Raw genomic sequence first — 26,140 nt, 5'->3', positions numbered from 1 at the left:
TTCTCCAGCGGGGAAATGAATAAGGCGTCCGGAGACGCCTTTGGGGGGTTAAAGCCAGCCATGCTCGGCAAGGGAGAGAGGATGACCTTCACCGACGATGAAATGATCGAGTACGCGAACTTCGACCAAGGCCAAGGCCTCCTTCAGTCTTGCGGACAAGGCGTGATCCGCCAGGCTGGGTTCCGTGCAACCGGAGGGATGGTTGTGTACAAAAATCGCGGCTGCTGCGTTATGCGTTAGCGAGCGCTTGACAACTTGGCGGGGGTAAACGCTGGCACCATCAATGCTGCCCTGAAAGAGAATCTCGAATGCCAGAACGCGATGGCGGGCATCGAGAAAAATCACACCGAAAACCTCATGCTCTTGAGGTGCAATATGTAGTTTTAGATATGAGGCCACGGCGTCAGGCGACGTCAGGTTGGGGCCGCGGGTGAACAGCCGACGATCCAGGATGTGCAGCGCTTCGTCGATCAGCTGGTTTTCCTGGGCGATACGATCAGCCTCGACATTCGAGGTTTCAATCAGGGTGAGTTGGGTGCTCATGGGGTACCTCCTAAGGGAACAATCCGGGGGTACACCCCTGGGAGAGTGGTGTCCCCGAGGTGGATATAGAGTCACGGGCATTGCTCGATGACGCGCTGTTCACAACCGAGTGAATCGGTGGCGTTGTCCGTGCAGGTGGGAATCACAACCGTCGCAGGGCAATGGGGAGGAGGTTCTTATTCCACGGCCAGTTTCGGGATCGAAATCGGCACTGATGGGCATTAGCCGAACCAGCCCACGCTGGAGACCGGCGATGCGTTCCTCGACCTCATCCGTCGTGTAATAGAGTGATAACGTGCTGCAGTCCTCGTAAGCCGTAGCGAACAGGCAATCGTCGCAAAGCCAGAAGGATTCCATGATGGTTCTCCTGTGCTGATTGAAAAAAAGGCGCTCGATTGAGCGCCTTGAGGTAAACAATCGTGGATCGTTCAGGCGGACTGAACAGTACGTTTGGCAACACGTCGAGCCGTGCGGGAAGTGGGTGCAGATTCAGGTTCAATCCTGGACTCTGTTGGGTTGTCGGTATCCTCAGCTTCGGCATCGGCCGATGGTGGGGATGGCTCACTGTTTGGCGCTTGCTCAGCAGGTGCTGTTGCCTCCTGCCTGGCAGGCGCTTTGTATTCGAACGTGCCGTTGACCTTGATCCAGTCGATGTACAGCAGACGACCTTTCAGGCTGGCACCCGGCTGGCCTTGTTTATCGCCTTTCTCATAGAGAAATGGGTCGATCCACAGGTCGCCGATGCGGAACGACAGCAAGACCTTTTTCTCGGCTTTGACGGCGTCCATATAGAGACGTACCAAACGTTCAGCTTCGCCTCCAGCGACCTTGCAGTCGAAGCGGGTGTACTCGACCGCATCGGTGGCACCGTGCAGGGCGGCGATATCGCAGGCCATGAATGGCTGGCCGCGGCGGACTTGTACTTCACGAACACGGTTGAGGTAGCCGATACCGACGGTGTGCAGATTGAAGTAAGTGGTCGCTTCTTGGGATTGGTTGGCGTGGGCCATGGTGGTTCTCCTTTAAGGAAAAACGGCGACACACAGTTCCCTGACGGGGAAGTGAGTCCCCGTCAGGGTGGGTAAGGTGAAGGTGAGCGATGAGCGACTCGACACCGGCAAGCCGATGACAATCAGAACGATGCGCCTGGGGAATAGCGATGCAGCAGAAGAGGATCCGCAGTAGTGGTTTGCGGATCTGGGATAGTGGGCATTCATCACCGCTGAAGCGGTAATCGTGCGAGCCTCCGAATGCTGATCGCACTTGGGTAAACCACCACGAGCGTGGCGTAGCCTTGAAGGTTCAAGCTACCTGGGCTGGGCTGTCAACGACAGCGAACCACACCCTTTGTATAAGCCTGTCACAGGGAAGGGTCAAGACGCCGCAAGCTGATTTTTTATGACCGGAATGCAGTGGCAGTTACTGGACTAAAAAAAGTGAAGAGTGGGCCTGGCGGGTGCCAGGCGAGGAAGAGAAAAACCACCTTTGGCGAACTTCTGCAGTCGACAAGCTCCTCGCAAAACTTGATTTAACTGCGCCATGATTCGCCAACCGACCCTTGTCGTGGCCTGGGTCGGAATATGCTGGCACGCATCCGCGCACAAAGGGTGCCCAGTGTTTCCCCGGTGGGCTCCGGGACTGAATGCGATCGCCGTAGCGGATGACCGCTAATGCCTGGCAAAGGCAACAGCGGTCATCCGCCACCACGATCAGGTCGAGCACAAAGCGGGAATGACATTCCGCAGAAGAGAGGGCTCCGAACTCAAGAAGTCCGACCGAGCTACCCGGAGCGAATCGGTCTTGGGTCGCCGTAGCGATGATCCTAAGGCACTACAGCAGAGGGGACGGGACGCCGTCAACCCAGCGGGTAAAGACGTTATTTGCTACTGAGATGAGCGGCTAGCTGTTCGACGGTCGTCAGGATAAAGGCACGGTCTCTTTCTTGAAGGCCGCTCAGCAGGCCCGCGATCATCTGGCCCTGGTCGTTTGGGCGATTGCTCGTCTCCGTCAGCAGTTCATCCATCCGGCAGTCGAAGATGTCCGCTAGTTGCATCAGCTTGACCACGGAAAGCTCCACCACACCCCGCTCAAGGCGCGAAATGGCCTCGCTGCCAATCCCCAGGCGTTCAGCCACCTCCTCCTGGGTCAGATTCCGCTGGGTTCGGTGCTTCGCGATAATGCGCCCGATTTGGGCTTGGGTTGGATGTTTATGTGCCAAGTGATGAGTTCTCCAATTCAACCCGAATGGTTGAGCAAAGACCCATTGACATGAACATCCTTAACGGTTGAGTATCGACTTATTAGGTTGTTATATTGGCTGAAATAGCTGTGTAATGCGACGAGGCTTCTGTTCCTCCAGGATCAGACTCCAAGATGGCCAGTGAGAATGAACGGTCTGATAGGGCCAAGCTGAGGGTTGGTTGAGCATGGAAGAGGAGAGCAAGGATGATATGGATCGGATCTGGGATCGAACACTGGAGCTGTTCATCAAGATTCATGATTGCCCTGAGAATCCCGAGCATTTCGAGAGTCTTGTCCACTGGCTCAACGAAAATCCTGCTCACCTAGAAGCGTTCAACGAATTGGGGCAGATATGGATTGCGACAGGTCTCGCCTTGGCCCGTGAAATTGGACAACCACTAAGTGAATTGGAGAGGGGGCAGCCGCCGTTGATGATGCACTGACCCGTACATCGCTCCAACACTCATGTTGATCTCCAATGACGCGTCACGGGCGATGCGTATCTTTTCTGATGGGCACAGTGCCCTTACAGTTCGGATAGTGTGAGCATGACCAGAACGGGCCTGATTTTCCCTTACGCCTGAGCATTGAGGCGTTGCAAATGGGGCACACCGGACCGGCTTCGATAGGCATGGCTAAAGTAAGTGAGCCGCAGCGTGCGACCAGCTGCGCTATCCAATTCGCTTGCTTGGCGACGAACGCATCTAGGGTCAATCGTCCCGCTTCGATTTCGTCCAGGGCCTGCTCCCAGATCGCGGTCATACCCGGATCCGCAACTGCAACGGGTACCGCTTCGATCAGGGTATGGGCCGCTGCCGAGGCCATCAAGGCGCGTTTTTTCTTTAGCAAATAACCGCGATCAATCAACCCCTTGATGATGCCCGCTCGTGTAGCTTCGGTACCGATACCGGTGGTGTCCCGAAGTTTTTGTTTCAGGCGTGGGTCATTGACCAGTTTGGCCACATTTTTCATCGCCTTGATCAGATCGCCCTCGGTGAGAGGTTTGGGTGCGGAGGTGTGCATGGACTTGAGTTCGACGTCGTCCACGGTGCATTGAGTACCCTGTTGCAAGACTGGTAAGACCTGGGACGTGTGACTGAGGTCATCTTCTTCAGTCTGTTCGTAGAGCAAGCCTTTCCAGCCCTGGACCAGGATCTGTTTGCCAACGGCGGTCAATCGTTCTTCGCCACATTCCAGTTCGACCTGTGTTCGATCAAACTCATGGTGCGGCAGAAATTGCGCGAGGTAGTGGCTACGGATCAGTTCGTAGACATCACGCTCTTGTTCAGACATCCGCGTCAGGTTCGCCGGTTCAGTGGTGGGGATAATGGCATGATGCGCGGTGACCTTGGCCTCGTTCCAAACGCTAGAGCGCAATGATTGATCGAGGCTTCCGAGCGCAGGTCGTAGCGCGGGATCCGTTTTGAGCAGGGCATCGAAAACTGTGGGTACCTCGTTAACCATACTCTCTGGCAAATAGCGGCAATCGCTGCGCGGGTAGGTAGTGGCTTTGTGGGCTTCATAGAGGGCTTGGGAGATGTTCAGGGTTTCCTGAGCGCCGAGTCCCAGCTTGCGTGAGCAGACTTCTTGCAGTGTGCTCAGGTCGAAGGGGAGGGGCGGGGCTTCGCGGAAATGTTCAGTCTGCAGCGAAAGTACGGTGGCGGTCTCCCTTCTAGAGATCGCTTCGACGGACCGTCTTGCAAGCGCCTGCTGCAAGCAACGACCGGCCTCGTCTTGTCCTGAGCTTGGTGGTATCCACGACGCGGTGAATGGTTGCCCCATTGAGGAGAGATGCACGTCCACGTCCCAGTAGGGCACCGAGACGAAGCTGGCAATTGCTCGATCCCGATCGACCACCAGACGTAACGTGGGTGTTTGGACGCGTCCAACCGACAATACACCGTCGTAACCTGCCCGCCGTCCGAGGAGGGTGAACAACCGACTGAGATTCATGCCTATCAGCCAGTCAGCGCGGCTGCGGGCGAGGGCTGAGTGGTAGAGTGGCAAGGTCTCCTGACCAGACTTCAGCGAGGACAGTGCTTTGCGAATCGATGCTTCGTTGAGTGCGGATAACCATAGGCGCTGAACGGGACCTCGATAGTTGCAGAGCTCCAGTAGCTCGCGGGCAATCATCTCACCTTCGCGATCGGCGTCGGTGGAGATGACGACGGTGGTGGCTTCCCTGAGCAGGCGTTTGATGACTTTGAACTGTGCCGCGGTCTTGGGCTTGACCTCGACCTGCCACTGCTCGGGAATGATCGGTAGATGATCCAGCGACCAGGATTTGTACTGATCTCCATAGGCTTCAGGTGGGGCTGTCTCCAGCAGATGGCCGATACACCAGGTGACGGTTGCCTCGGGGCCGATCAGGCAACCCTCACCACGTCGGCTGGCTTCGAGTACCTTGGCGATGTCCCGACCTTGGGACGGTTTCTCGCAGAGGAAGAGACGCATAGAACTGCTCCGGATTGAGTTCGGAGCAGCGTTGTTGGAAACAGCAATGCGAGATATGAGAAACCTGAATGGCAGGTTCCTCATATTAATCGGTGAGGTCAACCTTGAATGGTCCGATGTTGCTATCCCAGGATCGCATAGCCGTGGACGGCACCTAGGACGGCCAAGGTATCGGCGTTTTGAGCACTGGCCCGACTTTGTCTATGCGCGAAAACGCGGTTTCGGCGAAACGACGGCCGAAGCCGCAGAAAGAACCTGCGATATCAGAACCAAGCGCTTTGAATGCTTGCAGTTGCTGGAAGATTGGACAGCGATTCAGGCGAGCCCAAATGTTTTCCTAAGGCCTTTTTCGACCGGGCCAGCAGGCATGAAGCGGCGCAACTTGGCCAGAAGAGATGCCTCGCCTTTTGGCGTACGGCGCATCTTCCATGCACCCAAAGCGGCATCGACTACTGTGTTGGCAACACTATCGGGCGCGGGTGCTTTTTGGACATTTTTTTGGATTGCTTGGGAAACGACACTAAGCTCTTTGCTGTAATCGGATATCTTGGAAGCAGTTTGGGGAGCATTGATATCCAGGTTGGTTTTGGTAAAGGATGGTTCGACAAGCGCCACGCGAACTCCGAATTGACGAACCTCGTGATCCAAGGTCTCGGACAGTCCTTCAACGGCATGCTTGGACGCCGAATACAGAGCCATGTACGGGGCAGGCAGAAAGCCCAGCACTGAGCTGATGTTGACGATGCGACCAGAACGCTGCTCGCGCATATATGGCAGCACCGCCTTGGTCGTGCGCAGAATGCCAAAGAGGTTGGTATCGAACAGTGTTCTGGCTTCGTCGATCGAGGTTTCTTCTGTTGCGCCGAGCAGGGTCACGCCCGCATTGTTGACCAGCACGTCGATGCGCTGGGCCCGGGCGACAACGGTTTGGATTCCTTGTTGCACCGATGCATCGTCACAGATATCCATTTCGACCAGCTCGACACCGGGTATCGGCTGTGCTTTGGCGGTATTGCGCACACTGCCGAATACGCGGCAGCCCTGCGCTGCGAACTTCAAGGCGGTGGCGCGCCCGATGCCGGACGACACGCCGGTCACGAGAACAATTTTGGAAGTGGACATGGCAGTTCCTTATCAAGATAGGGTGGGAGAGCAGTGGATCAGCGTGACGATGGCGTCTGCCTTGTCCGGAATGAGATGGAATACATGGCCGACAGGATCACCAATGTCAGTGGGGTGTCCGCGCTGATATCGCCGGTGAAGCGTCCCCAGGTACTGAATAGACATAAGAGTTCCGTCGACGAAGTGGTGAATTTTCTCATTTTGTGCCATGTGACTGAATTGGTCAATGGTCACAATGGCTCGACGCATTTGGGGTAAGCTGCGCGGCACCAGGCTGAGTCGTTGTGCCGCGTGCCGCTCAGGAATAACTTGAGTGTTAATGCTGTGGAAGGTGTGTTGTTCGATCAGATTAGGTCGTCTTCGGCATAGTGATTACTCACTGCGCTTTTTTGGCTTCGACGCGGGTGAACTGGTTTGCTCTGTATTTTGAGCGACCTTTGTCGTAGTTGCGGCCGGTTCACTGGATCGTTCGCGCATGATCACACTGTGCACGCGGTGAGGTAGGATACCGACTCGACGGGCCTCGATCTTGAAGGTCACCCGCGTATTGTCTTCGCTGTCCTCCCACTCGTCGCGCACGGTGCGGCCTTCGACTAGCACGCGCATGCCTTTCTGGTACAGCGTGCTCCAGTGTTCAGCCTCGCGGTGCCAGAGCTCAACTGGCGCCCAATAGCCGCCCCGATCTTCAAAACTGCCCTCGCGTGGCACCGGGTTGTCGAAGTACACATTCAGCCGTAGCAAACGTCGTGGCTCGTCATTGCCTGATGAAAATTCCTGGAACTCTGGCGCACTGCCAATGTTGCCTTCGCCGACAAAAAAAGTACTCATCCTGGTATCTCCACTGAGGTTGTGAGTTGGCGCATTAGCCGTTCGGCACTGGCCATTTTGATCGCGCAGGTCAATGCCTGACGGTAGAGCGAATGCACCACGCTCATCTGCAAGTTCAGCGCAATGCGCTCGCATTCGAAACGGTGCAATTCCTCGCGTATGGCTTGCGGCAAGGCCTTGTTGGTGACTTGGCGTTCCCAGACCGCAACCCCCATACGAGCGAAGTCACGGGTACGCCAACGTAAAAAGGTGCTTCCTGCGCTGGTGTTTTGCAGCACCAATCGAATATCCAGCAGTGAGTAGGGAGGTTGTCCGGCTTGCTGCACCACAGCCTCCATCAGGTGAGCTAACTGCGCCTCGGTTTCCCTCGCCATCTGCGCCAGGTGCTCCAGCTCTCCCTTACCCTTAAAAGGTTTTAAAAGGCCTTTTAGGGAGGCAGCGTATTCGAGTCGGCGATAGGTGTCCGGTGTCAATGCTTCGAGGGGCAATGGTTGAGCCGGTGTCATGGGACTCATACTTCGTCCTCCAGCCCATCCACTGCCGTAGATGGGACTACCGCGTCGTCCACCAACGCATCAGCGTCATCCACTGTCACAGAGCCACGACGAGTGATCGGTGGCGCGAACTGGGAGCGGCGATGTCCCTCAAGAATGTCCGTGGGAGGCGATCCGAATTTCTCCATGGCCGCCAGGGCGCGAGCATTGCCCGCAGCCATATCATCGCGTGTGACACCTGCAAGTCGATAACGCTGCGCCTGGCCGAACAGGCTGCGCAGCAGATGGGCACCGTCGTCGATCCAGGCTTCCATGTCTCTGCGACCAATCAAGGCGGTGTGGTGGGCCAACAGAGTGTGGCGCACCAGCGTGTCGTAGTCCGTCAGCAGGTAGACGGCGAGAAATCCCAGTTGGCTGCCGATGTACAAGGGCAAGGTGACGGGGTGGATATTGAGGTTGTCGCTCATGTCGATCTGCGTCGGCAGGTCTCGTCTGATCCGATCCAATTGTTGGGTCAGTTCGAGCATCCCAGCCTTGGCCTGTAGCAGTTTTTCTTCGAGCTGCACGATAGCCCAGTCAGCGTAAGGATCGTCCTGTGCTGCGGCTTGTTTGATCAGATTGGTGACGCTGATGTAGCCGGCCATGCCCATGATCGAGTGGACGCCTTCACGTGCGGTTCGACCCTGCCAGATACGGGCGGCGTGGTGGGTGTGCAGTGTCAGGGTGATGCTGCTGCGCAATGAGCCCAGGTTGAGCTGGTAGTGATCGGCCACGGTGTTGTCCTCGCATAGGCTTGGACGAGGACGTTGCGACAGATGAAGCCCAAGGGCAGCCAAAAAGCTGAATGCGGTCTGTTCGGTTTGGTTCGAGACGGCTAATTTCTGAGACGCTCGGCAATGATGCCAGTGGCATCAAATCTACTGACGTCCAGGGCGTTTGCCGCGCAGCTGACGCAACTCTTTCAGACACGCCTGGGCCAGGGCAGAGGCGGGTTCGCCCTGTTTCCTTGCTCGGCTTGAAGGGGCGTGTGGCGGTTCTGCAATGGCTAACGATTCAACCTGACCTGCCCAAGGACGAAAGTCGCCTTTCAGCGCTCGCTGGACCAGGCCCATCAAATACGCCGCTGGCTTACGGATTCCGCCGGCCGCACAGCGCGCGCCCGCTTCGTTGAGCACCGCCTGCCGCTCCGCTGGTTTGAGTTTGTTCAACGCCACGGCGATGGCCTGACGTTCGTTTGGGCTCAGTTGCAGTGGAGCGGGCCAGTGCAGGTTATCCACCGCTGGGGTCGCGCGCGGTACAGTACGAATACTTTCTTTTAATACAGTACAGGCGGCGTTCGGATTCCGAACAGTGCCGGAAACATTGACGTTCAGACCCGGTTCGGAATCCGAACGAGGTTCCACACGATTCCGAACGGGGTGGTCGCCACCCCGTTCGGAATCGTGTAACGCTCCATCGGTCGCCTGATCCAATCCTTGTTGTTTCCAATGTTCACTCCAACTGTCGAGCCGGGTAGGGAGTCGACCCAGATCGATATCGGTGTCTTGGCGGAGTTCTTCTAAAACATGCTGAGCGACAATTCGCACCGCCTTGGTTGCATGATCGAGGGCGTGTCCGACTAGCTCCAGGTAATCCTGATCCAGCTCCATGGCTTCGGCGGGGGTTAACGGTTCATCGTGCAGAACGTACAGAGAACCTTGTAGGCGCCCGCTGAGCTGATCGCGGCCACGACTCACCAAGCTGAGCCAGCGGGTCAGCCTGAGCATCGTCAAGACGCGAGCGATGGTTTCACGGGAGGCTGTTACACCATAGGGTACGCTGGACAGGTAAGGTTGCAGATCTTCGTAGCGCGGTGTGACCACTCCCTGGCCTTGCAGCATAAGTCGAAATACTTGCCATGCATTACGTTCCAGCGGAGTCAGCCGACAATCCAGGAGCAAGCGACGCGGCACGACTTCGTGTGATTGGCCACTGAACAGAAAGCCAGCCTGTAGAGCCTGGTTGGAGGGTGGTTCAGTGGTGGGGCGTGCGGGCCAGCGTTCATTCAGCTGCTGGGTGCATTGCTGCAGGACACGTTGCCAGCGACTGTAGGGGGCGGTGTTCATGTTCTGTTGCTGTAATGGTCGATCTGCTGCCAAACGATGGTCAAGCTGATCTGCTGCTCTTCCGCCAACATCATCATGGCGTCGAGCTGATCCTCGGCACCGTCCTGAGCGCGCAATTGGCACCAACGCTGCCAGAGCGCGTGTTCCTGCGCTTCACTCAAGTTCTGTGGGCGCCCCTTACGGGTTTCTATCTTGAGCAGGCGTCGGCGTAGGGCGGTTTCCGAATGTGCCAAGCCGAAGCACTGATACATGATGGTACTGCTGGCTCCAAGCTTGAGCGCTCGGTTGATCAAGCGCTCATTCTGCTCGTCGCGTTCGGCCTGGTCGATCAAACGATGTAGCACCGGCGAATCAATCTTGACCTCAACCCAGGGGACGGTGGCATGGGCCAGGCGTGACAGCGTGGTAGGCGGCAAAGATTGCAGCAGGTAGATGTCCTCTTCACCCAGTCCGAGTGCCTTGCAGCGTTGCAAGTTGCCCAGGCGCACCTCGTGAAGGACCTGGGTCAGCATGGCCTGGTTGAGCACATTGAAGGACAGGTTCATGGCAGCTCCCTTGGTGAGTTGTCTTCAGGGGCAATCGTTAAGTCGACCAGGCGCCGGGCTAAGCGAATGAGGCGATACAGTTTTATCAGTAGAGCGTCGGGCAATCGCTCCAGTCCTACGTCCACGGCGGGACGATCTGTCAGCGGGAGCTGATACACCCCCAATAGCAGTTGGCCGAACAGGGCTGAGGGCAATTGCTTGCGATCTTCCCAGTTCACTTCGTCTTGAGCGCGCAGTAGGGCAAGGAGCATTAGGTGAACGCCGGTCGCACGAGGCGCCGAAAAATCCAGTTGCTCCATGTTGAGGGCGAAGCCCAAACCACACTTCTGATCGATGATGCTCTCGGGATGTCCGGCATAGGCCGCCATTTCCCGAGCCAGTCCAGCAATGGCAAATCGCAGCTGCTCGGGGGTATCCAGTGTTGGGGCGATAATCCAGATATCGTCGAACGTGCAGATTTCGACGGTTGGTGCTGGTTCGGGGGCAGTATCGCGATCAATCTGTTCGCGAATCTGTTGGACACGTGACGGAGGGTTGACTGCTGGTGGGACATTCACTTCGGGCAGTGTGAGCGGCTCCTCTTGCGCTGTTTCGGTCTGGGTTCTGGTCTCAGTTGATTCGGGCGAGAGAGGGCCAGTTGCGGTTTCAGCAGTGTTTGGCGGATGGCTGTTCTCTGAGGGCGTGACAGGCGTCCGGATGGGCCGTTGTGTATCGCTCAGTTCCAGAGCCAACATGCGGTAGGACTGTCCGAGTAAGCGGCTCATTCGTTCGAGCAATTCATCCTGGACTTGCTCAAGATCGAGGGAATCCGGGGCAGCATCAAATTGGCCCAAGGTGTCGAGCCAAAACTCGGGAAACGATGTGGCGTCGGTTGGATAACGATTCCAGGTTTGTTCAGCCTGGCTACGTAGAGCGATCAGGCGTTCAATTTTGGGTTTGCCCAACCCGGCGTATAGGGTTTGTGGGATGGCAGGCAGTAGGTATTCGAGGGTGTCGAGCATCCGGCTGATGTGCGACTGTGAAATGGGGTAGCCTCCAGCGGCAAGACGGCGCGCCAGTTCGCGTTGCGAGAGCGCTGCTCCATCCGATTTGAGCATGGTTTTGAGTTTGGCTACTGCCAGAGCACGTTCGATGAAGGTGAGCTGGCCGTGCAGATCGCTTTCGGCCAGATGGCCGAGCAGGGTGGTGACTTCATTGCTCCAGGGCCGGAACAGGCAATGAATGCGAAAGAAGCGCTCATCGTGGGTTTCCTGCCATAGCTCGCCGAGAATCGCCAATCGCGTATTACCGCCGTTGCGGATGATGAAATAGGTTTCACCCGGGCGACGGGTAATCGGCGGCGGTTGATCCAGCCCGCGTTCACGGATCGAGGCTTTTATATCCTCATAAAGCGGATTGCGGATGAAGCGTGGGTTGTGTTCGTAGGGCCGTAACTGCTCCAGCGTGACCAGCATGGGGGTGTCGATGACTGGATCGGACAGTCGTTCCAGCTCTGGGCCTCTAGAAAAATGGTCCTGGTGCAGTTTGTCGGTGATCTCCTCTTGACTGAGCTTCTTCATTGGAAAAGCCTCAGTTAACGCCGGTTACGCAAATGGTCACCAACCTCGAACTTAACGATTTCGGCTGTTCCCGAACTTTCGAAATACCGAGACAGTTCCGCTAGAAACCAACCCATGACCGATCTCCCACGCTGCAGGCGAAAGACTACGGTGCAGTATTCCTCGCTAGGTGGATGATCTTGTCGAATGGATGGCTGAACGATGATGGGGAACTGATCCAACATTAAAAGACTCCTCGCCAACGCTGTTGGCCTCAAGTTTGAACAAACAAAATGGCCTGGGGGGAAATACGGGTTTCGGGGATTCGCCTTATCGAACCTCTGCGTATCTGCTCACTTTAGAAATCAGTTCACGCCATTCTGGAAACAATTCGATGGCTAGCGCTTGCATGGTTTCCAGCGCTGGTCGTGAGCGTCGTTGACCTGATTGGCGAGTCTCGATTCGGTGGGCTGGTAGCCCAAGAGAGGCGGCGTTGAGATAAGCCACTCGGTCCGGAACTACTGTGTCTAGGACTGAGATGTTGGGGGCACCAGTGAAGGCGTCATGTAAGCCACGGATGATCATTCGCGTGTCTACTCGGATGCTATTTACCTGGTTCAGTAGCAGTCGTAACGGTGGCAGCGTGATACCCAGGTGGCGAAATGGTTCGAGTTCACCGAACAGCCTCAAAGTGCCGCGACGCAGTTCGCGGGCGGCTAGCATTTCCGGTGTGATGGGGGAGAGGGCAGTATCGCAGGCGAGGATGGCCATCTCCAGCAGCACGCTGCGTGCGCCTTGGGTGTCGATCAAAAGCAGGTCATAACGGGGGCGGAAATCGTCGAGCAGATTGCGCAGCCGTAATCGCCCGTCAGGGGCGTGCAGCAGTAATGTACTTAACTGTCCCTGAGCGTCGTTGGAGATGATCAGATCAAGCCCTACGATTATGGTCTTGGAAACGATTTGTGCAGGCGTTGTTAAGTTGAGGGCAATGAGCTCGTACGCGCCAGCTACAGCTTTTTGGCTCAAGACGTAATAGCTAGAGAGGGTGGGTTGGCTATCCAGATCGAGCAGTAGGACGCGTAGACCAGCATCCGCCAGCAGACCGCCGAGGTTGGCGGCTAGTGTGGTTTTGCCTACTCCACCTTTAGTGGAAACCACCGATACCACGCGCATAGCATCAGCCCCGCTGCGCCAAACGCTCGGTAACCCACCGTTCGATCTCCAGCGAGTCCCAGCCCACAGCACGCAATCCAATGCGCTTGGCTTGAGGGAATTTGCCTTCCTTCATCAGGTTATAAATATGCGCACGTTTGAAGCCGGTTTTTCGCTCCACCTCGTCACGCCGCATGATGTGGCGTTCGACCTGTGGTTGAGCTTCTTCAACGAAGGATGAGGATTGGCTAGACATGCTGGTCGCTCCTGGCGTCGGTTGGCGCATCTGGGAAGTGACCTGAATTCAATATCAGAAAATGAGACTAGTCATTGCAATGCAATTGACGGTATTGCAATGCAATCCTTACCGCCTGGCTTGGGCAAGACTACGTCGACCAGCCGCAAATTTTTCATCCAATGAACGTTTACCTAGCCCAGGAACCTCTCCGTAGTGCGCGGTTATAGAGTCGACGATTGAGGCTTGGCTGTTGAATATCGAATGACGTCTTCCGGCTTCGGAGGAGCCGAGCATGGTTTCGACTAGCGCTCCAATGATGTTGAGGAAGCTGGCTTTGCTCTGCTCGCTCACGTCTTTTTTATTCTCGGCAAGCGAGCGAAGGCTTTCGCGCTCCAGTCCAGCGGCGGTTAGTTCGTCAATCAACTCCTGAAGCCTCGCTTCGGCTGCTTTCAACTGTACCTGAAGAGCTTCCCTATCCGCCTGGAGGATAAGGTAGGTGTCATAACGGACAGCTTCGTCAGGGGCGGTTGGATGAAAAAGGAAAGACGGCCGCTGATCTGGGTATCGATGAAGTACCCATGACTTTAAATCCGAATGTCGGATGGTCAGCAGCTTGAAGTCAACAGGTGTTCCTGGCGGAACGGTGGTGCCTAAAGCACCGTAGCGCAGGTCCTGATTTCGTATGGCATCCAGGATTATTTCTAACTTCTTGTAAAGGAATGGCCATTGTGGGAAGGCTGTGATGAGACGCTCAGGGCTATCCCAAGCTAACTCGAGAATCTTGGCTTCGTAATCTATCAAGCCACACCAGCGTATGGCCGCTTCGATGGGTCTATAGAAGAGCTTTTCATAGGAGTTAAAACTATTAGATCCGTACATAGAGGTAGCTTCCTATTAAAGGGCAGACCCGCTAGGTACTGTCGAAAAATCTAATATCGTGACCTAGGCTTCCGTGCGGTTGCTGTCCTGTGTTTTTCTGATTGTTTGCAAGTTTCTTATATCCTGCCTGGCTGATAAGTCGGAGAGATTGGACCGTCGCAGGGGGCTACACGCGTTGTAAGTATCGGGTTACTGCGGAGTTTAACCCTGTCAGTTTGAACAGCTATTTGGGCATGACGCTCATTACAATTTCTCGTAAACGGATATAACGTGGATTTTTGAGCGATATAGTGCCCGCCTTCGAATCCGAACATCTAAGCCAGAAAAAAACGGCCGGTTAAGGCCGTAAGTGGGATAAGCAGGTGGAGCGGCGGCGCGTTATCAACCACACCGGAACGCTGCTGGACGCCCGGCGAGGAGAAACGTGAATTTCCTCGAATGGCCAAGTTCGTGACTATCCTACAAATTAGTCACGAGTTGTCAACCGTCTTTCCGTTCGCCATTCCCCTGGTTGCACATTTCCAATGTTGTCGAAAAAGCTCCAAAACTCAGTTTCACCCTCATTTGCGGGGCCTTGTCCCATGTCATGACTAATGACGATAAACATCACATGTCAATATGACTCTGTGTTGAGAGTTCACCATGAGTCAGCATCGCAGCAGGTTTCCGGTTTTCTTCTGGTCAGGTCTTCACCCATCCATTGTGCGCCGTCCGTCAGTTTCGGCTTTGCCGAGGGCGCCGCCTGCATGCTGTTTCGGGAGATCATTCAGGAGTCGGCGTGAGCGTCAAAAGCGTACCTCCCTGCCGAGCTGAAGCGTAGGCCGCGTCCATGACCTGCATGATTGCCTCGGCGTCGCGTAACGATGCGATTGGCTTGGCCCCATTCCGACACTCAGCAAGTACTTGCTTGACGAACAGAGGGTAATAGACGTCAGTGTCCAGCTGCAGTCGGCGGCTTCGAGTACCGGCGGAAAGGTTCTGTCGATCCCTTATTTCGATTCGGTCAGGACCGGATTTGGCGTACATGTGATCGGATGAAAGGGTGAAGGAGAACTCTCGTTGTTCGTCGGCGGTACTGGGGAAACTGTATCCCGTTTCCACAACGCCGATCACGCCATCTTCAGTCTGCAGGGTCAATAACGAATAGTCTTCGACGGCACCGCGATGCGTCAGTGAGTTCATGACGGCTGATACTCGCGAGACCTCCTTACCAGTCAATAGCCTGAAGAGATCGATGAAGTGTGTAGCCACGTTGATCGTTGATCCGCCTCCTGAAAAAGCGGGATCGATGGCCCAGCCTGAGCCTGCCGTTTCATAACGAGCGGGCGGACCTACGATGAAACGGAAGGACATGTAGTTGAAGTCTGTGGCCAAGCGTCCCTCAGCATCTTGCAGAGCACTCAGCAGTTCACTCATGCGGAAGATCAGCGGTACAGCGCAGTAGAGATTGGCTTGCTCGGCCAGCTCACATAGCCGGGTGACCTGCGCCATGTTGATGCCGCAGGGTTTCTCCAGGGCAAAGGGGATGTTTCGTGCGATCACGGCCTCTGCCAGCGACGGCATTTGCGAATGCCTGCCGAACACGAAAGCAAAATCGAGCTCTTCGCGCTCAAGCAACTCATAGGATGAGCTATACAAAGGACATTTGAATCGCTCGGCAATGGCCTCGCCTTTCACGTGCTCCGAATCCGATACGGCCACCACTTGGACCCCAGGGGTCTCAAGAGCATTCAGATACAGCGGGACATGCCAATGGCCGACCTCCAGTAACGCGACTTTCATATGTACTCACTCCTGGCGCGGTGCCGTTACGTTATCGGGGTGGTAATCGAACCCAAGGAAGCGCAGTGCAAGCAACGCCTGACCTTTGTGCATGGGGCCACCGTCCTGGGTATGGCACCCTCGTTTACGCGCAGCCTCGCAAAGCGGTGTCGAGTCCGGCGAGTTGATGATGTCCACGACGAGGGTGCCGGGCTGGAGCCGCTCGGGGTCCACAGGCATCGGATCATTCCTGTTCATACCAAGCGGCGTGGCATTGATTACGACTTCATAGCCGTGTGGGTCGGGTGGACCGAAATGCGTGATGCAACCTGTTTCGGCAGCAACGGATTTCGCCAGCTCCTCGGCGCGGTGTTCGTCGACATCGGAGACAGTGAGCGATTGCGCGCCCGCCGACGCGACGGCAAATGCGATCGCTCTGCCTGCGCCTCCAGCACCGACCAAAAGAACGTTTTTGTTCGCTGGATGGTAGCCTTCCCATTGCATGCCAAGCACGCAGCCGAGGCCATCGAATACGGCGCCGACCCAGCGTCCGTCCGCCTCGCAACGGATGACATTGATTGCACCGACTTGACGTGCAGTCGGATGAAGTTCGTCGACAACAGCCAGCATCCTTTGCTTGTGAGGCATGGTGACCAGGATGCCGGCAAGATTGTTCAGCGCTCTGGCACCCTTCACGAACGCGGGCAGATCATCAGCCTTGACCGCTAATGGAATACAAACCGCGTCTGCCTGCTGTTCCATGAAGAGTCGGTTGAATAATTGCGGAGACTTGGCAGCCGTCAGCGGATGGCCGACCAATCCATAAAGCCGAGTTGTTCCTGTGATATGTGAGGCCATGGTTGCCTGATATTTGATGTTGACGGGAAGAGGCGTCCCGGCGGCTGCTTGGGCCATGCACAGCGTCGAGGGCTATGCATTGGCAGTGCCTGCCGCATGATGGTGCTCTGCCCGCCGGGCCTATGTGGGTCGCGAAAACCTAATGGTCGCACCAGTGTGATCATCGAAAGTTGTTACGAGCGCAGTTGGCTAGCCAGATCCTTCGGTGCATCTGCCTGAGTTGTGCCCTGCATCGCTTCGTCCCGCATACGATCGTATTCTTCTTTGGCCATAGGCACTGCGTTGCGCTTGCCGAGATCTTCAAGGCGAATCCGGTAGGTTTCACGCGTAGTGAACGCCGCGATTGCAGCGATTGCACAGATACCTAATGTAAGAGAACCGATTTTCAGTGGGATATTCTCGGAGCCGGGAGGCGCGACAGTGACGAAAATTGCTGGGAGAAACGCGGTCATCGCGGTCCCGATGTTCTGTCCGATGGCCATGCCGGTCACACGCACCCGCGTGCGGAACAATTCGGGAAATAGGCTCGGGAATACACCGTTGAACCCCTGATAAGCGACGCCCCACATGAGTACGGAGAGTACCAGCGAGAGCCACAGGTTGTGGACGCTGATAGCGTACAGGTACGCGTACGAAAGCAGTCCTGCGCAGAGAACGCCAATTATGACGGGGGGCCTGCGCCCGATCTTGTCCGAGAGGTTACCGACGAAGGGGATCAGGATCACCGCGCACATGTTGCCCAACAGCGGAATCCACAAATAGATGCCAGCAGGGAATCCGATTCCATAGGCCGGTTGAACCGCATAGGTAGCGCCGAATACCGAGGCGACGATGGCGATCACCGCGGCAAGTGCCATGCAGATCACACGCAAGAGATCACCCCAGCTCTGCCGGATGACTTCAACAACCGGCAGAACAGAAGCTTCTTCGCCTAGCTTTTTTTGCTCGGCAAATGCCGGCGTCTCATCCACCTGGCGACGAATGACGTAGCCCATGATGACTACGACGACACTGAGCAGGAACGGAACCCGCCAGCCCCAGGAATTGAACTGATCTGCTGGCATAAAATGAGCGAGAGGCAAGAAGACGGCTGCCGCGAGTAACTGCCCGGCCTGGACCCCTTGAAGGGTAAAGCTCGCGAAGTAACCACGACGACCGGATGGCGCGTGTTCAAGAATCATGGAGCTGGCGCAGGAGATCTCCCCCGCCACCGCAAACCCCTGAATCAAGCGCATCGTCACCAGCAGCATCGGTGCCCAGATCCCTATCTGTTGGTACGTCGGCAGAAGTCCGATGCACATCGTCGAGAAGCCCATCAGGAACATGCAGTAGACCAGGACCTTTTTACGGCCGTGGCGATCACCCAAATGCCCCAGGACAACGGCGCCTATCGGCCGGGCGATATAGCCCACACCAAAGCTGGCCAGAGAGGCGATGATGCCGACCGCAGGGTTGTCAGATGGAAAGAAGAGCTGTGGAAACAGCAAGGCCGCCGCAGTCGCGTAAATAAAGAAGTCGTAATACTCCAGTGCCGAGCCGATCCAACCGCTGGCTGCGGCTTTCTTTGACTGGCCTTTGGAATGAGCGTCGATCGGAATGCTCTGCTTCATGACGTGTCTCCGGTTTCTCAATTGTTGTTATTGTAACTTCGTTCCATCAGTAATTCTGTTACGCGGTTTGCCGCCCTGTCAAGGAAGTTGTTCCTTGGTCGATGAAGGGAACGCAGGTTATTGGTGATGTGTGAAGGGCGTCCTCGCTAAGCCGAGCGGGCACCCTAAAGCCCGCTCGTGCAATTGAGCGAACAGGGTGAAAAAGAAGCGGGGTGACCTTGAGGCGGGCTAGTCCGCGCGTCTTCATCAGTCCCTCTACATCGCGTGTTGCACGCTTGCCAACCTACAAGCTGTCTCGCGAGGGGCAACCGTCGACGAGCCTCGAAATGTTCAACGGATTGGCATTCTTGAGCGCATCGGGAAGCAATGCATCAGGGTAGTTCTGGAAGCAGACCGGCCTCAGGAAGCGGTCGATGGCCAAGGTCCCGACCGAGGTGCCGCGACTGTCGGAAGTCGCAGGATAAGGGCCGCCGTGCACCATTGAATCACAGACCTCGACACCCGTTGGGTAGCCATTGATGAGGATGCGACCTACCTTCACCTCCAACAAAGCAGTCAACTCTAAGAATTGCGTAAGGTCTTCTGGCTCACCGATCAAGGTTGCGGTCAATTGCCCATGAAGGGCACTGATGGCAGCGTTGAGTTGGGCCTGGTCATTGACTTCGATGAAGATAGACGTGGGGCCGAAGACTTCTTCTTGAAGAGCCTTGTCGCCGTTAAGTAGCAACTCTACGTCGGCCTTGAACAACTGTGGTTGGGCCTGGTGCCCCTGTTGGGTGCTGCCAGCGAGGTGCGCGATGCCGGGGTGCGCATGCAGGTTCTGCAAGCCAGCCACGTAGCTGCGCAGGGTGCCAGCATTGAGCATTGTCTGTGCCGGTTGGTCGTTCACCAACGCTGCCACTCTTTCCTGAAAAGCACTGAATGCATCCGAGCGAATGCCAACCACCAGGCCGGGATTGGTGCAGAACTGGCCACAACCTTGAACCACCGAGGCGGCAAGATCGTGAGCGATGCTATCAGCTCGACGCGACAGCGCCTGAGGCAGGATCACTACCGGGTTGATGCTCGACATCTCGGCGAAGACTGGAATGGGCTCGGGGCGAGCGGCGGCCATGTCGCACAATGCTCGACCGCCTTTGAGCGAACCGGTGAAACCAACACCCTTGATGAGCGGGTGTTTTACCAAGGCTTCGCCTACGCCACTGCCATAAATCATGTTGAAGACACCGGCAGGCACGCCGCTACGCTCGGCCGCCCGGATAATCGCGTTGGCGACCTGTTCTGCAGTCGCCATGTGGCCGCTGTGGGCTTTGAATATCACCGGACAACCCGCCGCGAGCGCAGAGGCGGTATCGCCGCCGGCCGTGGAGAAGGCCAGCGGAAAATTACTGGCACCAAACACCGCAACCGGACCGACGGCGGTGCGGTACTGGCGAAGGTCAGGGCGCGGCAACGGCTTGCGAAGGGGTAATGCCTGGTCGATGCGAGCGCCATAGAAATCACCGCGCCGCAGTACGTTTGCAAACAAGCGCATTTGACCGCTGGTGCGTGCACGTTCGCCCTGGATACGCGCTACAGGCAATGCGGTTTCACGGCATACCAGGGCAATGAACTCCTCGTCCAAAGCCTCCAGCTCTTCAGCAATGGCATCGAGAAATTCAGCCCGTTTGCTCGCGCTCAGACTGCGGTAGCTGGCGAAGGCGTTGTTGGCTGCATGGGCAGCGTCCTCGATTTCTTGCGCTGTCGCCTGGTGGAACGCATAGGGTAAGGTTTCCCCCGTGCTGGCATCCACGCTCTTGACGATGATGGTGCCCGCGGCGCTGCGATGACCGCCGATAAAGTTCTGGCCGGTGATGAGAGGCATGGTTGTCTCCAGATTGAAGGTGTAAGCGATAGCTGGGCAAGGCGTTCCCAGGACTGAAACTCAGGTGACGGCGCCGATCTGCCAAGGCACGAACTCATTTTGTCCGTATCCGTGTTGTTCGCTCATGCTGCGTTCGCCCGAGGCAATGCGCAGCATGGTTTCAAAGATCACTGCACCGCACGCTTCGATGGTCAACGTGTCTTCGGCTATTTCGCCGCAGTTGATGTCCATGTCTTCTCGCTGACGAGCCCACAAGGCGCTATTGGTTGCCAGCTTGATTGATGGGGCAGGGGCACAGCCATAGGCCGATCCGCGCCCGGTGGTAAACGCAATCAGGTTGGCACCGCCAGCGACCTGGCCGGTTGCGGAGACGGGGTCATAGCCAGGGGTGTCCATGAAAACCAGCCCGTTGGACGTGATGGTCTGAGCGTATTCGTAGACATCCATCAGGTTGCTCGAGCCAGCCTTTGCCACAGCGCCCAGGGACTTTTCCAGAATGGTGGTCAAGCCACCGGCCTTGTTGCCGGCAGAGGGGTTATTGTTCAACTCGGCCCCCATACGCTCGCAGTAGCTTTCCCACCAATGAATTCGAGCGATCAGTTTTTCGCCTACTTCACGGCTGACAGCCCGCCGCGTCAGCAAGTGTTCGGCACCGTATATTTCCGGGGTTTCGGAAAGAATCGCGGTACCGCCGCAGGCGACCAGGCGGTCTACCGCATTGCCCAACGCAGGGTTGGCAGTGATACCGGAGTAGCCATCCGAGCCACCGCACTGGAGCCCGACGGTCAGATGGCGGGCGCTGACCGGTTCGCGCTGAATCTGATTGGCTTCGCCAAGCAATTCCTTCACCTGGCCAATGCCACTGGCGATGGCCTTGGACGTACCGCCACTGTCCTGAATGTTGAACGTGCGCAGCGTATGACTGCGGGTTAACCCTTGGGTCGTGAGTAATGAGTCGATTTGATTCGTCTCGCAGCCCAACCCAATCACCAGTACGGCCGCAAAGTTGGGATGGGTTGCATATCCGGCAAGCGTCCGGCGCAACATGCTCAGACCATCACCTGCAGGGTCGACGGCGCAGCCGGCGGAATGCGTCAGAGCAACCACACCGTCGACGTTTGGACACGCTTGCAGTGCAGCGGGATTGATGTCCCGACGAAAATGGTCTGCGATGGCCCGGGCGACTGTGGCAGAGCAATTCACTGACGTAAGAATGCCGATGTAGTTGCGCGTCGCGACGCGTCCATCCGCGCGCACGATCCCCATGAACGACGGGGCTTCACTCGGTTTGACGTTGGGCTTGGCATCGACGCTGAAAGCATAATCTCGAGTGAATTCCCCCATGGCCAGGTTGTGCACATGGATATGCTCGCCGGCTTCTATGTCGACCACCGCAAAACCAATGATTTGCCCATAGCGCCTGACCGGTTGACCGGCTTCGATACGCCGGGAGGCCACTTTATGGCCCGGCACAATCGCCTGCCGGACGGTCACGCCTTCCTGCTCGAGAATTTCGCCAGCGAGTAGCGGTCGGCGTGCGATCAGCACATCGTCCAGTGGGTTCAAACGCAGCACAGCTGCTGCGCCGGTTTTCATGATCAGTTCCATCGCATCCTCACGGGCTGCTGGGTGGTGCGCGGTCACTCATGGCGCCGCACTTTTGTGCCGGCACTATAGGATTCATAGAAATGGCTGCCTAATGAGAGCTTTCGATTGCTCGATAACTTTGCCTCATCGACTTTTACGGGGCTCGCTGCTGCGCCTCTTCTCTGGAGCCGTTTGCCGCAATCTGGCGAACTCCAACAAGGTCGCAACAAACATCCGCGTTGGCTCTGACAGGGGCTCATCCTTGCGAGTGATAACCCCGTAATCCTGGGATTCAACTTTGAAGGGTGTGTTGAGGATTTGAAGCTGCCCATTTTGCAGTTGTGACTGGACCATGGACTCGGGGAGCATGGCGAGCATTGGCCCGGATTGAAGCAACTGCAGGAAGGTTTGCATCGAAATGGTCTCCACCGTGTTGGTCGGCGGGGCGATCTTGAACGTCCTGAACGCGCGCTCCATGCGTTGTCGGATCGGCGTATTAAACGGATACATGACCCATGGCCATTCGCTGAGTGCTTCGATGGGGACCGCTTCAAGTTGGCACAGAGGATGTGCACTGTTCACGACAAGGCAGAAGGGTTCAGGTCCCAGCGAGGTGAATTCGAAAGGCTGACAATCCTCATCCGTGAAGCGCGCGATGATCAAATCGAGTTTCTTTTGTTCGAGCATTTCCAGCAGGTGGTTGCTGGTTTGTTCGATCACCTCAATAGAGAGGAGGGGACGCTCACGTTTTATGCTGGCGATGGCTTCAGGCAGCACCACTGATGTTGCGGCGAAAATGGTGCCGATTTTTAAATGACCATGCCCGCCTTTTCGCAACTTGTTGACCTGGTCAACGAATGACTCCGTGTCTTCCAAGGTAATACGCGCATAACGGGCCACGAATTCCCCAAGTTCGGTAAGAACCAGGCTGCGCGTTTGACGCTCGAACAGCGGAAAGCCGAGAAGAACTTCCAGATCGCGCAGCAATTTACTGATGGCAGGCTGCGTAACATTCATATGTTCTGCAGTGGTGTGCATATTGCGGGTCTTGGCCAGGCTATTGACCAGTACCAAATGTTTGATCTTCAGCCAGCGGGAAACACTGGCAAAAGTGATTTGGTCGTTTTCCATCTGATAAGGCCTTGTCTGTCGATAACAAAACAGCATTGATTAGTGAGATTCTTTCATTGGGATTTACGGGGGCAGTCCATTAGTTTTACGGTTCTGATGGCCGACTGATCTGGAAGCTCTATGGCGAATGTGAAACTGACGCGCGAAAACACCCTGCCCATGGATGGCGTGGCCGGAACGCTGATCGGCCGTGCCTGGATCCCGGGGGCGATTGCCGGCCCTTCGCCGGTGGTGCTGCGCGATGACGGTGTGTTTGATCTTTCTGAAGTCTTTTCGACAATAAGCGAACTGCTGGAACACACCTCGCCGTTGTTGGCTGTTCGTCAGGCGGCTGGCAGGTACATCGGGACTGTCGAGCAATTGCTTGGGAACACCGGCAGCCATGCCGATCCCGGCAAGGCATCGCTGCTGCCCCCGGCAGATCTGCAAGTCATCAAGGCGGCCGGGGTGACGTTCGCCTCCAGCATGATTGAAAGGGTCATCGAGGAGCAGGCCCGAGGCGATGCCGCCAAAGCCGAAAGTGTTCGCCATCTGGTGCAAGAAGCCATAGGCGATAACTTGCGGGCCATCAAACCGGGTTCGCCAGAAGCGATGCGTCTTAAAACGGTGCTGATCAAGCAGGGTATGTGGTCGCAATACCTGGAGGTCGGTATCGGCCCGGATGCGGAGATTTTCACGAAGGCACCGGTTCTGTCCGCCGTGGGCAGCGGCAGCGAAATCGGCATCCATCACAAGTCCGAATGGAACAACCCAGAGCCGGAGATCGTGCTGGCGGTGAACAGTCGCGGCCAAGTGCATGGCGTCACCTTGGGCAATGACGTCAATCTGCGTGATTTCGAAGGCCGCAGCGCATTGCTGTTGAGCAAGGCCAAGGACAACAATGCGTCCTGTGCGATTGGCCCGTTCATTCGTCTGTTCGATGAAGCGTTTACCCTCGATGACGTGCGCAATTGCGTCGTGGATTTGCACGTCCGGGGCGATGACGGGTTCATCCTTAAAGGCAGCAGCTCCATGGCGCTGATCAGCCGTGACCCGTTGGATCTCGTGGCTCAGACGGTCGGCGGCGATCACCAATACCCCGATGGCTTCATGCTTTTTCTTGGGACCTTGTTCGCGCCTACCCAGGATCGTGCAGAGCCGGGAAGTGGCTTTACCCATAACCAGGGTGATGAGGTCAGCATAGGGAGCCCGTTGCTGGGCACGCTGCGCAACACCGTCACCTACAGCCATGAGGCCGCACCTTGGACGTTTGGCTTGCGAGCGTTGATGCACAATCTTGCTGCCCGCGGACTGCTTTAGGTAAGGCGCGGTGGTGAGAGGCATTGGGCGTTCTTCCGCGAAGATTGAACCTACACAGGCGTACGTCTATTGATAAAAAGCCGGACCTGAGGGTCCGGCCTTTAATATCTGTCGGGCGTGCCACGCTCTGAAGACCCGGCTGCGTGGCCGGGTCTGTCCCGAGAAAGCCAACCAGAGACAAGCGGTTTGACTTATCGGATGGCGCCTGCATACTATTGGAACGGTGTTCCATTACGAACAATGTTGCTCACATTCACCTCATTGTCAAAGATAAGTCGAGAAAAATATGAGAGTCGTCAAAGGTGCTGTCGACCGTTGCCTGGAGGCCATCGAGCTGCTGGCACGTGAAGCTCGCTGGATGCGGATGTCCGATATCGCAGCCGAGCTGGGCTTGGAAAAAGGGCCTGCCCATCGAGTGCTTGCTCAGTTAGTCGAGCAAGGGTGGGCAGAGCAGGATGAAGCTACCTCGCAATACCGCTTGACCCTTAAGCTGGCACTGCTGGGGCAGCGCTATTTACATGGGATTGGCTTGCCTGAATTGGTCCAACCGATCCTTGAGCAAGTGGCTGTTCAGTGCCAAGAGCTGGTGCGGCTGACGGTGGTCAACGAGGGCACGTTGTCCTGGTTGTCTTCGGCCCAAGGCGCCGCGCCGGGGCTCATGTATTCGCCGGCCGTGGATAAACCGATCAATCTCTACGCCACCGCCAATGGCAAGGTCTGGCTGGCCTCGATGCCGGATGAACTGGCCATTGAGCATGCGCTGCGCAGTGGGCTGGGGAAAGCTGACGCCGGGATGGGGCAGGGGCCGAAAGCGATCAACAGCATCGAAGGCTTGTTGGCCGAGCTGGCGCTGACTCGCAAGCGCGGGTATGGCCTGGTCATCGAAGAAGCCGAGGCGGGGGTCTGGGCGATTGCCGTACCGGTCAAGCTGATTCCGTCCGGTACTGTGGTCGGCACGATGAGCATCGCCGGCCCGGTCTTACGCATGCAGCCTGAGCGTTATGACGAATTGCATGCCTTGCTGGAAGATGCAGCCAACAAGCTGGGTACGGTTTGGCCGCGCCAGAACAGCGTGCATCCGGAGAGCGTATGAGCCAGCTCGCACCTGCATGGACCGAGGTAGGGTTGGGGCTGGAGGTCGCCGCTGCCGCTCTGGTCCGTGCACGGCTAGAGGGTGTTCGGCTGGCATCCTTGCCAGGCCCGAATCTGCCAAACAGCCTGGCACAAGGTTTTGCCATCCAGCAGCATGTAGGGCTATTGGCTGGAAAAACCGTAGGGGGATGGAAATGTGCGTTACCCCCGGCTGGCAAGTGGATCGTTGCTCCGATCTATAGCGACAGCATCGTAAAAGGCGAACGTTACCAAGTGGCTGCCGAGGCCGATAAGGCGCGCATCGAGCCCGAACTGGCGTGCGTCCTGGCCCAAGATTTGCCGGCACGTGTCGAGATTTATACCGCTGAACAGATCGCTGCAGCGATCAGTGACGTGCACTTGGCATTGGAAGTGATCGACTGCCGTTACACCGATCCACAGACACTGCCGTTCGAGCAATTGCTCGCCGACGGTCTATTCAATCACGGCCTGGTACTTGGGGCGTCAATCACGCTGTCGAACCCTGCCAGCATGCCCTCTGAACTGGATATCACCCTGAGCCATGCGAAGGCAGAGCCCCTGAATATCAAGGGCCGCCATCCGGACGGGGATCCGTTGTTGCCGATCGTATGGTTGGCCAACTTTCTGTCTACACAAGGGATAGGGCTGCAAGCAGGGCAGGTGATCATCACCGGGTCCTATGCAGGTGTTCTCGATGTGCCGGTTAATCAGCCACTGCATGTCCAGTTTGGCGAGGCCGGCTCATTGTCTGTCCATTTTTCAACGCTGGAGGAATAAC

Annotated in this window: 26 protein-coding genes; 4 read left to right on the top strand and 22 right to left on the bottom strand. The window is 56.6% G+C overall.

Annotated features, from left to right (window positions below; all coding sequences use genetic code 11):
• Positions 1–48: 48 nt before the first annotated feature.
• The 4 genes from J3P85_RS17920 to J3P85_RS17905 all read right to left on the bottom strand — a co-directional run bounded on the left by J3P85_RS17920 (position 49) and on the right by J3P85_RS17905 (position 2,761).
• The gene (locus J3P85_RS17920) at positions 49–543 is read right to left on the bottom strand and encodes a JAB domain-containing protein (RefSeq protein WP_434702775.1); all 495 of its coding nucleotides are present in this window, start codon (positions 541–543) and stop codon (positions 49–51) included.
• Positions 544–642: 99 nt separating this feature from the next.
• Positions 643–900: a hypothetical protein gene (locus J3P85_RS17915; protein WP_434702773.1), complete on the bottom strand. Its 258-nt coding sequence runs from the start codon at positions 898–900 to the stop codon at positions 643–645.
• Positions 901–971: 71 nt separating this feature from the next.
• Positions 972–1,553, bottom strand: coding sequence for an STY4534 family ICE replication protein (locus J3P85_RS17910; protein WP_434702772.1), 582 nt, complete (start codon positions 1,551–1,553; stop codon positions 972–974).
• A gap of 866 nt (positions 1,554–2,419) precedes the next feature.
• Positions 2,420–2,761, bottom strand: a complete 342-nt coding sequence (locus tag J3P85_RS17905) for a helix-turn-helix domain-containing protein (protein ID WP_434702771.1) — start codon at positions 2,759–2,761, stop codon at positions 2,420–2,422.
• Between the two features lie 208 nt (positions 2,762–2,969).
• Here J3P85_RS17905 and J3P85_RS17900 point away from each other — a divergent pair, with 208 nt between their 5' ends.
• A complete protein-coding gene (locus J3P85_RS17900; RefSeq protein ID WP_434702770.1) occupies positions 2,970–3,227 on the top strand; it encodes a hypothetical protein in 258 nt (85 codons plus the stop codon).
• Between the two features lie 43 nt (positions 3,228–3,270).
• Here J3P85_RS17900 and J3P85_RS17895 read toward each other — a convergent pair whose 3' ends face one another.
• The 18 genes from J3P85_RS17895 to J3P85_RS17810 all read right to left on the bottom strand — a co-directional run bounded on the left by J3P85_RS17895 (position 3,271) and on the right by J3P85_RS17810 (position 22,950).
• Positions 3,271–5,238 (bottom strand): DNA topoisomerase III, encoded by a 1,968-nt coding sequence (locus tag J3P85_RS17895; RefSeq protein ID WP_434702769.1) that lies wholly within the window; start codon positions 5,236–5,238, stop codon positions 3,271–3,273.
• 315 nt (positions 5,239–5,553) lie between these two features.
• A complete protein-coding gene (locus J3P85_RS17890) occupies positions 5,554–6,360 on the bottom strand; it encodes an oxidoreductase (RefSeq protein WP_434702768.1) in 807 nt (268 codons plus the stop codon).
• A gap of 372 nt (positions 6,361–6,732) precedes the next feature.
• The gene (locus J3P85_RS17885) at positions 6,733–7,188 is read right to left on the bottom strand and encodes a single-stranded DNA-binding protein (RefSeq protein WP_434702766.1); all 456 of its coding nucleotides are present in this window, start codon (positions 7,186–7,188) and stop codon (positions 6,733–6,735) included.
• A complete protein-coding gene (locus J3P85_RS17880) occupies positions 7,185–7,703 on the bottom strand; it encodes a DUF3158 family protein (protein ID WP_434702765.1) in 519 nt (172 codons plus the stop codon). The genes J3P85_RS17885 and J3P85_RS17880 overlap by 4 nt, the downstream gene beginning before the upstream one ends.
• Positions 7,700–8,455: a PFL_4669 family integrating conjugative element protein gene (locus J3P85_RS17875; protein ID WP_434702764.1), complete on the bottom strand. Its 756-nt coding sequence runs from the start codon at positions 8,453–8,455 to the stop codon at positions 7,700–7,702. Before J3P85_RS17875 ends, J3P85_RS17880 begins: the two co-directional genes overlap by 4 nt.
• Positions 8,456–8,599: 144 nt before the next feature.
• Positions 8,600–9,787, bottom strand: coding sequence for an STY4528 family pathogenicity island replication protein (locus tag J3P85_RS17870; RefSeq protein WP_434702763.1), 1,188 nt, complete (start codon positions 9,785–9,787; stop codon positions 8,600–8,602).
• Entirely contained in the window at positions 9,784–10,332 is a 549-nt protein-coding gene (locus J3P85_RS17865) for a DUF2857 domain-containing protein (RefSeq protein WP_434702762.1), read from the bottom strand. The genes J3P85_RS17870 and J3P85_RS17865 overlap by 4 nt, the downstream gene beginning before the upstream one ends.
• On the bottom strand, positions 10,329–11,891 hold the full coding sequence (locus tag J3P85_RS17860; protein ID WP_434702761.1) for a ParB family protein: 1,563 nt from the start codon (positions 11,889–11,891) through the stop codon (positions 10,329–10,331). The genes J3P85_RS17865 and J3P85_RS17860 overlap by 4 nt, the downstream gene beginning before the upstream one ends.
• 14 nt (positions 11,892–11,905) lie before the next feature.
• Positions 11,906–12,115, bottom strand: a complete 210-nt coding sequence (locus tag J3P85_RS17855) for a hypothetical protein (RefSeq protein WP_434702760.1) — start codon at positions 12,113–12,115, stop codon at positions 11,906–11,908.
• 85 nt (positions 12,116–12,200) lie between these two features.
• Entirely contained in the window at positions 12,201–13,043 is an 843-nt protein-coding gene (locus J3P85_RS17850) for a ParA family protein (RefSeq protein WP_434702758.1), read from the bottom strand.
• A 4-nt stretch (positions 13,044–13,047) separates the two neighbouring features.
• On the bottom strand, positions 13,048–13,278 hold the full coding sequence (locus tag J3P85_RS17845) for an AlpA family phage regulatory protein (protein ID WP_434702756.1): 231 nt from the start codon (positions 13,276–13,278) through the stop codon (positions 13,048–13,050).
• A 108-nt stretch (positions 13,279–13,386) separates the two neighbouring features.
• Positions 13,387–14,139 carry a hypothetical protein gene (locus J3P85_RS17840; protein ID WP_434702755.1) on the bottom strand — a complete coding sequence of 251 codons (753 nt, stop codon included), beginning with the start codon at positions 14,137–14,139 and terminating at the stop codon, positions 13,387–13,389.
• Positions 14,140–14,901: 762 nt separating this feature from the next.
• On the bottom strand, positions 14,902–15,921 hold the full coding sequence (locus tag J3P85_RS17835) for a Gfo/Idh/MocA family protein (protein ID WP_434702754.1): 1,020 nt from the start codon (positions 15,919–15,921) through the stop codon (positions 14,902–14,904).
• Between the two features lie 6 nt (positions 15,922–15,927).
• On the bottom strand, positions 15,928–16,815 hold the full coding sequence (locus J3P85_RS17830) for a shikimate dehydrogenase family protein (RefSeq protein WP_434702753.1): 888 nt from the start codon (positions 16,813–16,815) through the stop codon (positions 15,928–15,930).
• Between the two features lie 116 nt (positions 16,816–16,931).
• On the bottom strand, positions 16,932–18,368 hold the full coding sequence (locus tag J3P85_RS17825) for an MFS transporter (RefSeq protein ID WP_434702752.1): 1,437 nt from the start codon (positions 18,366–18,368) through the stop codon (positions 16,932–16,934).
• A gap of 283 nt (positions 18,369–18,651) precedes the next feature.
• The gene (locus J3P85_RS17820) at positions 18,652–20,232 is read right to left on the bottom strand and encodes an aldehyde dehydrogenase (NADP(+)) (RefSeq protein WP_434702751.1); all 1,581 of its coding nucleotides are present in this window, start codon (positions 20,230–20,232) and stop codon (positions 18,652–18,654) included.
• 60 nt (positions 20,233–20,292) lie between these two features.
• Positions 20,293–21,840 (bottom strand): UxaA family hydrolase, encoded by a 1,548-nt coding sequence (locus J3P85_RS17815; RefSeq protein ID WP_434702750.1) that lies wholly within the window; start codon positions 21,838–21,840, stop codon positions 20,293–20,295.
• Positions 21,841–21,963: 123 nt separating this feature from the next.
• The gene (locus tag J3P85_RS17810; RefSeq protein ID WP_434702749.1) at positions 21,964–22,950 is read right to left on the bottom strand and encodes a LysR family transcriptional regulator; all 987 of its coding nucleotides are present in this window, start codon (positions 22,948–22,950) and stop codon (positions 21,964–21,966) included.
• A gap of 120 nt (positions 22,951–23,070) precedes the next feature.
• Here J3P85_RS17810 and J3P85_RS17805 point away from each other — a divergent pair, with 120 nt between their 5' ends.
• The 3 genes from J3P85_RS17805 (at position 23,071) to J3P85_RS17795 (ending at position 26,139) form a co-directional block, all read left to right on the top strand.
• Positions 23,071–24,249, top strand: coding sequence for a fumarylacetoacetate hydrolase family protein (locus J3P85_RS17805; RefSeq protein WP_434702748.1), 1,179 nt, complete (start codon positions 23,071–23,073; stop codon positions 24,247–24,249).
• 286 nt (positions 24,250–24,535) lie between these two features.
• Positions 24,536–25,342 carry an IclR family transcriptional regulator gene (locus tag J3P85_RS17800; RefSeq protein WP_434702747.1) on the top strand — a complete coding sequence of 269 codons (807 nt, stop codon included), beginning with the start codon at positions 24,536–24,538 and terminating at the stop codon, positions 25,340–25,342.
• The gene (locus tag J3P85_RS17795; RefSeq protein ID WP_434702746.1) at positions 25,339–26,139 is read left to right on the top strand and encodes a fumarylacetoacetate hydrolase family protein; all 801 of its coding nucleotides are present in this window, start codon (positions 25,339–25,341) and stop codon (positions 26,137–26,139) included. Before J3P85_RS17800 ends, J3P85_RS17795 begins: the two co-directional genes overlap by 4 nt.
• Position 26,140: the final 1 nt, after the last annotated feature.

Source organism: Pseudomonas sp. Z1-12 (genome assembly GCF_051132015.1).
GTDB classification, from domain to species: domain Bacteria; phylum Pseudomonadota; class Gammaproteobacteria; order Pseudomonadales; family Pseudomonadaceae; genus Aquipseudomonas; species Aquipseudomonas zanjanensis.
Note: the sequence above shows the minus strand (reverse complement) of the source record. Positions and strands in the feature narration are given on the sequence as shown.

Bases quoted from the DNA above. Each gene is read 5' to 3' on its own strand.
- J3P85_RS17920 (WP_434702775.1), bottom strand. From the start codon at position 543: ATGAGCACCCAACTCACCCTGATTGAAACCTCGAATGTCGAGGCTGAT.
- J3P85_RS17915 (WP_434702773.1), bottom strand. From the start codon at position 900: ATGGAATCCTTCTGGCTTTGCGACGATTGCCTGTTCGCTACGGCTTAC.
- J3P85_RS17910 (WP_434702772.1), bottom strand. From the start codon at position 1,553: ATGGCCCACGCCAACCAATCCCAAGAAGCGACCACTTACTTCAATCTG.
- J3P85_RS17900 (WP_434702770.1), top strand. From the start codon at position 2,970: ATGGAAGAGGAGAGCAAGGATGATATGGATCGGATCTGGGATCGAACA.
- J3P85_RS17895 (WP_434702769.1), bottom strand. From the start codon at position 5,238: ATGCGTCTCTTCCTCTGCGAGAAACCGTCCCAAGGTCGGGACATCGCC.
- J3P85_RS17890 (WP_434702768.1), bottom strand. From the start codon at position 6,360: ATGTCCACTTCCAAAATTGTTCTCGTGACCGGCGTGTCGTCCGGCATC.
- J3P85_RS17885 (WP_434702766.1), bottom strand. From the start codon at position 7,188: ATGAGTACTTTTTTTGTCGGCGAAGGCAACATTGGCAGTGCGCCAGAG.
- J3P85_RS17880 (WP_434702765.1), bottom strand. From the start codon at position 7,703: ATGAGTCCCATGACACCGGCTCAACCATTGCCCCTCGAAGCATTGACA.
- J3P85_RS17870 (WP_434702763.1), bottom strand. From the start codon at position 9,787: ATGAACACCGCCCCCTACAGTCGCTGGCAACGTGTCCTGCAGCAATGC.
- J3P85_RS17865 (WP_434702762.1), bottom strand. From the start codon at position 10,332: ATGAACCTGTCCTTCAATGTGCTCAACCAGGCCATGCTGACCCAGGTC.
- J3P85_RS17860 (WP_434702761.1), bottom strand. From the start codon at position 11,891: ATGAAGAAGCTCAGTCAAGAGGAGATCACCGACAAACTGCACCAGGAC.
- J3P85_RS17855 (WP_434702760.1), bottom strand. From the start codon at position 12,115: ATGTTGGATCAGTTCCCCATCATCGTTCAGCCATCCATTCGACAAGAT.
- J3P85_RS17850 (WP_434702758.1), bottom strand. From the start codon at position 13,043: ATGCGCGTGGTATCGGTGGTTTCCACTAAAGGTGGAGTAGGCAAAACC.
- J3P85_RS17845 (WP_434702756.1), bottom strand. From the start codon at position 13,278: ATGTCTAGCCAATCCTCATCCTTCGTTGAAGAAGCTCAACCACAGGTC.
- J3P85_RS17840 (WP_434702755.1), bottom strand. From the start codon at position 14,139: ATGTACGGATCTAATAGTTTTAACTCCTATGAAAAGCTCTTCTATAGA.
- J3P85_RS17835 (WP_434702754.1), bottom strand. From the start codon at position 15,921: ATGAAAGTCGCGTTACTGGAGGTCGGCCATTGGCATGTCCCGCTGTAT.
- J3P85_RS17830 (WP_434702753.1), bottom strand. From the start codon at position 16,815: ATGGCCCAAGCAGCCGCCGGGACGCCTCTTCCCGTCAACATCAAATAT.
- J3P85_RS17825 (WP_434702752.1), bottom strand. From the start codon at position 18,368: ATGAAGCAGAGCATTCCGATCGACGCTCATTCCAAAGGCCAGTCAAAG.
- J3P85_RS17820 (WP_434702751.1), bottom strand. From the start codon at position 20,232: ATGCCTCTCATCACCGGCCAGAACTTTATCGGCGGTCATCGCAGCGCC.
- J3P85_RS17815 (WP_434702750.1), bottom strand. From the start codon at position 21,840: ATGGAACTGATCATGAAAACCGGCGCAGCAGCTGTGCTGCGTTTGAAC.
- J3P85_RS17810 (WP_434702749.1), bottom strand. From the start codon at position 22,950: ATGGAAAACGACCAAATCACTTTTGCCAGTGTTTCCCGCTGGCTGAAG.
- J3P85_RS17805 (WP_434702748.1), top strand. From the start codon at position 23,071: ATGGCGAATGTGAAACTGACGCGCGAAAACACCCTGCCCATGGATGGC.
- J3P85_RS17800 (WP_434702747.1), top strand. From the start codon at position 24,536: ATGAGAGTCGTCAAAGGTGCTGTCGACCGTTGCCTGGAGGCCATCGAG.
- J3P85_RS17795 (WP_434702746.1), top strand. From the start codon at position 25,339: ATGAGCCAGCTCGCACCTGCATGGACCGAGGTAGGGTTGGGGCTGGAG.